This is a genomic window from Ruminococcus sp. CAG:330, assembly GCF_000437175.1.
Lineage (GTDB): Bacteria > Bacillota > Clostridia > Oscillospirales > Ruminococcaceae > Ruminococcus_C.
In genome coordinates this window covers 7,423-12,145 of the sequence record NZ_FR898092.1, presented here as the reverse complement: position 1 = coordinate 12,145, position 4,723 = coordinate 7,423, and the positions used below count along the sequence as shown (strand labels likewise).

The window sequence follows — 4,723 nt, the reverse complement described above, 5'->3', positions numbered from 1 at the left end:
GGCTGCCGCCTGTACCGTGTGCTCCGCCGGAACGGCTGCAATGTGCAGCGCTGTATCCAGCTCCAGAGTGCTGCTGTCAGCGGTGTAGTAGCTGTCCGGCAGACTCCATGCGTAGTAGGCGGCAGCGGTGTAGAGCTGCGCTGTGAGCACAGCAAAAAGAATTGCGAATTTTCGCACGATTCGAATCATGACATTTCAGACCTGCTTTCTTTTGAAGGATCTTGTGTGGCGCTGTCCTTACTATGGACGGCACAGCGGATTTTATCAGCGCAAAAACCAGGAAACCGGAGATTTCCTGTGGAAACGGCGTGAAATTTTGGAAGCGGTTCTCATTATATCACAAAAAATTTGAAAAACATGCAGAACCAAAGGAAGGAAAGATACATAGGATGAAAGGGCAAGACAAAGCGCCGCAGGGCAAACAGACCGCAGCCAGTGTGCGGCGGGAGCGGGTGCTGCGCATTTGCTGTATCAGTTTGCGCATTCTTTTGATTCTCAGTACCGTCCTGTGTGTCTGGATCACGGACATTGGCTGCGCATGGGGCTGGATCAAGAACGCCCGTGCCGGAGAAAACTGGCCCATGGACTTCGTGGCGTACGGGCAGACCATGATCGCTGCCGCAGCGCTGCTGACAGCTGGCGCTGTGCTGGTGCTGCTGCACCGCAACCGGACGGCGCTGATTCCGGCGACTGCGGGCATTACGCTGTGTATGGCGGCGCTGTATCGGGTGACCTCCTATGCGGCGGAGAGCGGGTTCTACAGCAAGATCATGGAGATGCAGGTGGATGCGCTCTACCGCATGGAGATCCTGCCCACGTGGGTCGCCTACGGCAGTCTTGTGGTGCTCGCCGTGCTCCAGCACGTTTCTCCGGCGGATACGCAGAAGCGTCTTGCCAGAAAAAGGGGAGAAAAAGCACAGGCACCGCCGATTATTTGAGGTACGACATAATTTCGACATGGATTGTCACTGAAAATCAAAAATAACGGTGATGACATTTCAAAAGTTTTTCTGAGTTTTTACAGATTTCGACATTTTTCGACAGAATTTTGACTTGTAAATGTACTACGCTTTATGGTAAAATTATCAAGTAGAACAAAAAAACAGGAGGTAACAAAATGGACAACAAAAAAGTGAAAGTCCTGATCGGAGATGACAGCACGGAATACGGGATTGCCTGTGCCAATGAACTGCGTGCGCTGGGACTTTACGTTGTAACCCGCCGGCGGGATGGAAGAGTGATCCTGGATGCGATTCGGAACGACATGCCTGATGTGGTAGTCATGGATGCCGTTTTGCCAAATCTGGATGCGCTGGAAATTTTGTCGAAATCCAAAGAACTGGCGCACAGACCGCTTTTTATCATCACTTCGTCCTATGAGAACGAATTTCTGGAGCGGCAGACCATGGAGCAGGGTGCGTCGTATTTTATGCTCAAGCCCTTTGAGATCTCTACGCTGGGCAAGCGGATTCTGGGGCTGGCAGAGGGGAATCGTTCTGCCGCATCTCAAGAGGAAAATCTGGAGGTCGTCGTCACGGAGATGATCCACCAGCTGGGCGTGCCGGCACACATCAAGGGGTATCACTATCTTCGTGCCGCCATTCTGGCATCCATCGATGACCAGAGCCTGCTGGACAGCGTGACCAAAATGCTCTATCCCACGGTCGCCAAAAAGTTCGACACTACCTCTTCCCGTGTGGAGCGTGCCATTCGCCACGCCATTGAGATTGCATGGGACCGCGGGGATCTGGACACCATCAATTCTTTTTTTGGCTACACCGTGAATAACTGCAAGGGAAAGCCCACCAATTCGGAATTTATCGCCCTGCTGACCGATAAGCTGCGCCTGAAGTACGGCTGCAGCGGAAAGAAACGGCACGCATAATCTACGGTATCGCCGGTCCCCCGGTCATAATTCCGCATTTCTCAGCAAAAAGTTCGGCATTTTGCCGAAATCGTGACCAAAAGGCGGTCTTTTCTATGGATATTTCAAATTATTATACAAAAATGACAGAAAATTTTCAATTTCCCCTTGCAGTCTGACGATTTTTGTGGTAGGATATAAATGGCAAGGTATTGTTTCCCTGCTGTTAGATTTATCTTATTTCTGGCAACGCTGCACGCTCCCTGTGCGGTGTTACCTCAGAGTTTGTTTTGTATCTTTTTCTGTGCGGATTTTTGAGCATGATTTTGTCGGTGACAAGGAAGAGATTCGCAGGCATACTTTGTGTCTGGCAAGGATCTCTGACGCAGCCAGCGGCAAAATCTGCCGAAAAGACGTACGAAAAAAGGTGCGAAACGGGCTCCTATCTCAATGTGAAAGGAATCGAATTATGGTTGAGGGACAAGTGTTCTTGAAGAAAAGAGAATTGGATTCGCTGGCGTGCAACCCGTTTCGGATGATCGGAAAGGAGTGGTATCTCCTGACGGCTGGCACATTGGAGGACTATAACACCATGACTGCCTCCTGGGGTGCAATGGGCGAGATGTGGGGCGTTCCCTCGTTCCACTGCGTGGTTCGCACAAACCGCTATACCCTGAAGTACCTGGATGCAAACGATCTGTTTACTGTCAGCTTCTTTGACATCGGCTATAAGCCCGCACTCTCTTTCTGCGGCTCCAATTCCGGAAGAGACTGCGACAAGGCAAAGGAAACCGGCTTGCAGCCCATGGAGGTCGGCGGCTCTGTCACCTTTGCACAGGCACGGCGTGTGCTTGTCTGCCGGAAAATGTACACCAGCATGCTCCAGAAGGACGGCTTCGTGAAGCCGGAGATCTATGAGAAGTGGTACGGCGAAGATCCGCTGCACCGGGAATTTGTCGGCGAGGTTCTGGGCTACTACGAGCGTGCGTTCTAAGAACCCATCTTCACAAGCGTATACAAGTGTCTTTTCGGCAAATTTTGCTGCATACTGCGTAAAAAATGCTTGCCGGGCGACAGCCTGCCTGCGCATTTTTGCCTTGTCTGCAACAAAATTATGCTCGAAAATCCACATATATTTCTTGTGAAGACAGGTTCTAAAAGCGGCGCTGACATCATGAAATCACCCGCAGGCGCAGCGGCGCACAACGCTGCACCGGCAAAAGGGATTTGGGACAAACGAGAGGATCATTTCTGATCGTGGGAGAAGGGCTTCTGCCGGTGCGGCAGAGGCCATTCTTGTTTGTTTTTCCCGTTTTATTCGGAAATATACGATGGAAATGCATATTATTCGTGAAATGTGAAAAAAAGAAAAAAATTCCGTATAATTATGCAGAAATGCTTGACAACTGCGGAAAAAGGTGTATAATAAGAGTCAAGAGCATTTGCGGCGGACAAGTTCGCCGGGAACCGATGCAATTTTACGCTAATGGAGGAAACACTCATGGCTAAGGCAAAGAAGGATATTAAAAAGGTTGTTCTGGCATATTCCGGCGGTCTGGATACTTCGATCATCATTCCGTGGCTGAAGGAAAATTACAATAACTGCGAGGTTATCGCAGTTTCCGCAGACGTAGGACAGGGTACAGAACTGGACGGTCTGGAAGAAAAGGCAATCAAGACCGGCGCTTCCAAGCTGATCATCCTGGATCTGAAGAAGACCTTCGTTGAGGACTACATTTTCCCCACCGTACAGGCTGGCGCAGTTTACGAGAACCGCTACCTGCTGGGTACCTCTTTCGCTCGTCCGATCATCGGTAAGGAGCTGGCAAGAATCGCTCTGGAAGAGGGCGCAGATGCCATCTGCCACGGCGCAACCGGCAAGGGCAACGATCAGGTTCGTTTCGAGCTGGCAATCAAGGCATACGCTCCGGATATGGCAATCATCGCTCCGTGGAGAGAATGGACCATCAAGAGCCGTGACGAAGAGATCGACTATGCAGAAGCACACAACATCCCGCTGAAGATCAACCGTGAAACCAACTACTCCAAGGATAAGAACCTGTGGCATCTGTCCCACGAAGGTCTGGATCTGGAAGATCCGGCAAACGAGCCGCAGTATGAGAAGGAAGGCTTCCTGGAACTGGGTGTTTCTCCGCTTCAGGCTCCGGACAAGCCCACTTATGTGACCATCCACTTCGAAAAGGGTATCCCGACTGCTATCGACGGCAAGGAAATGGGTGCTGTAGAACTGGTAGAAAAGCTGAACGAGCTGGGCGGCGCAAACGGCATCGGTCTGGCTGATCTGGTAGAGAACCGTCTGGTCGGCATGAAGTCCAGAGGCGTTTATGAAACTCCGGGCGGCACCATCCTGTACCATGCGCACGATGTTCTGGAGACCATCACCCTGGATAAGGAAACCGCAAGAACCAAGCAGTATCTGAGCATCAAGTTTGCCGATATCGTATACAACGGCCAGTGGTACACCCCGCTGCGGGAAGCACTGTCTGCATTCGTAACTGAGACACAGAAGACCGTTACCGGTGATGTCAAGCTGAAGCTGTACAAGGGCAACATCATCAATGCCGGCGTAACTTCTCCGTACACTCTGTACGATGAAGAGGTTGCAACCTTCGACGCAGAAGACGTTTACAACCAGAAGGATGCAGAGGGCTTCATCAACCTGTTCGGTCTGCCGATTCACGTAAAGGCTGTACTGGATCAGAAGCGTGGCAAGTAAGCTTTGCAAAAATAAGGGAACACTGCGGTGATTCCCCTGAATACCGGTTCTCCTGCCGGTGAGGAAGAGGCGGCTGTTTTCCGGTCGCCTCTTTTCCGTTTCTTGAACACAGTGAATTTTTG

Annotated in this window: 5 protein-coding genes; 4 read left to right on the top strand and 1 reads right to left on the bottom strand. The window is 51.0% G+C overall.

The annotated features are described in order from the left end of the window. A partial coding sequence (locus tag QZL66_RS11235; protein WP_293615151.1) for a hypothetical protein occupies positions 1-189 on the bottom strand: 189 nt, incomplete at its 3' end. A gap of 200 nt (positions 190-389) precedes the next feature. Between QZL66_RS11235 and QZL66_RS11230 the strand changes: the two genes are divergently transcribed. The 4 genes from QZL66_RS11230 to QZL66_RS11215 all read left to right on the top strand — a co-directional run bounded on the left by QZL66_RS11230 (position 390) and on the right by QZL66_RS11215 (position 4,601). Next, complete coding sequence (locus QZL66_RS11230; RefSeq protein WP_022411816.1) at positions 390-938, top strand: hypothetical protein; 549 nt, start codon at positions 390-392, stop codon at positions 936-938. 179 nt (positions 939-1,117) lie between these two features. Beyond that, a complete protein-coding gene (gene spo0A, locus QZL66_RS11225; RefSeq protein ID WP_022411815.1) occupies positions 1,118-1,885 on the top strand; it encodes a sporulation transcription factor Spo0A in 768 nt (255 codons plus the stop codon). Positions 1,886-2,348: 463 nt separating this feature from the next. Further along, complete coding sequence (locus QZL66_RS11220; RefSeq protein ID WP_226944056.1) at positions 2,349-2,858, top strand: flavin reductase family protein; 510 nt, start codon at positions 2,349-2,351, stop codon at positions 2,856-2,858. Positions 2,859-3,365: 507 nt separating this feature from the next. Then, a complete protein-coding gene (locus QZL66_RS11215) occupies positions 3,366-4,601 on the top strand; it encodes an argininosuccinate synthase (RefSeq protein ID WP_022411813.1) in 1,236 nt (411 codons plus the stop codon). The last annotated feature ends 122 nt before the right edge of the window (positions 4,602-4,723 follow it).

Coding starts and splice junctions, on each gene's coding strand:
- QZL66_RS11230 (WP_022411816.1), top strand. CDS start 390: ATGAAAGGGCAAGACAAAGCGCCGCAGGGCAAACAGACCGCAGCCAGT.
- spo0A (WP_022411815.1), top strand. CDS start 1,118: ATGGACAACAAAAAAGTGAAAGTCCTGATCGGAGATGACAGCACGGAA.
- QZL66_RS11215 (WP_022411813.1), top strand. CDS start 3,366: ATGGCTAAGGCAAAGAAGGATATTAAAAAGGTTGTTCTGGCATATTCC.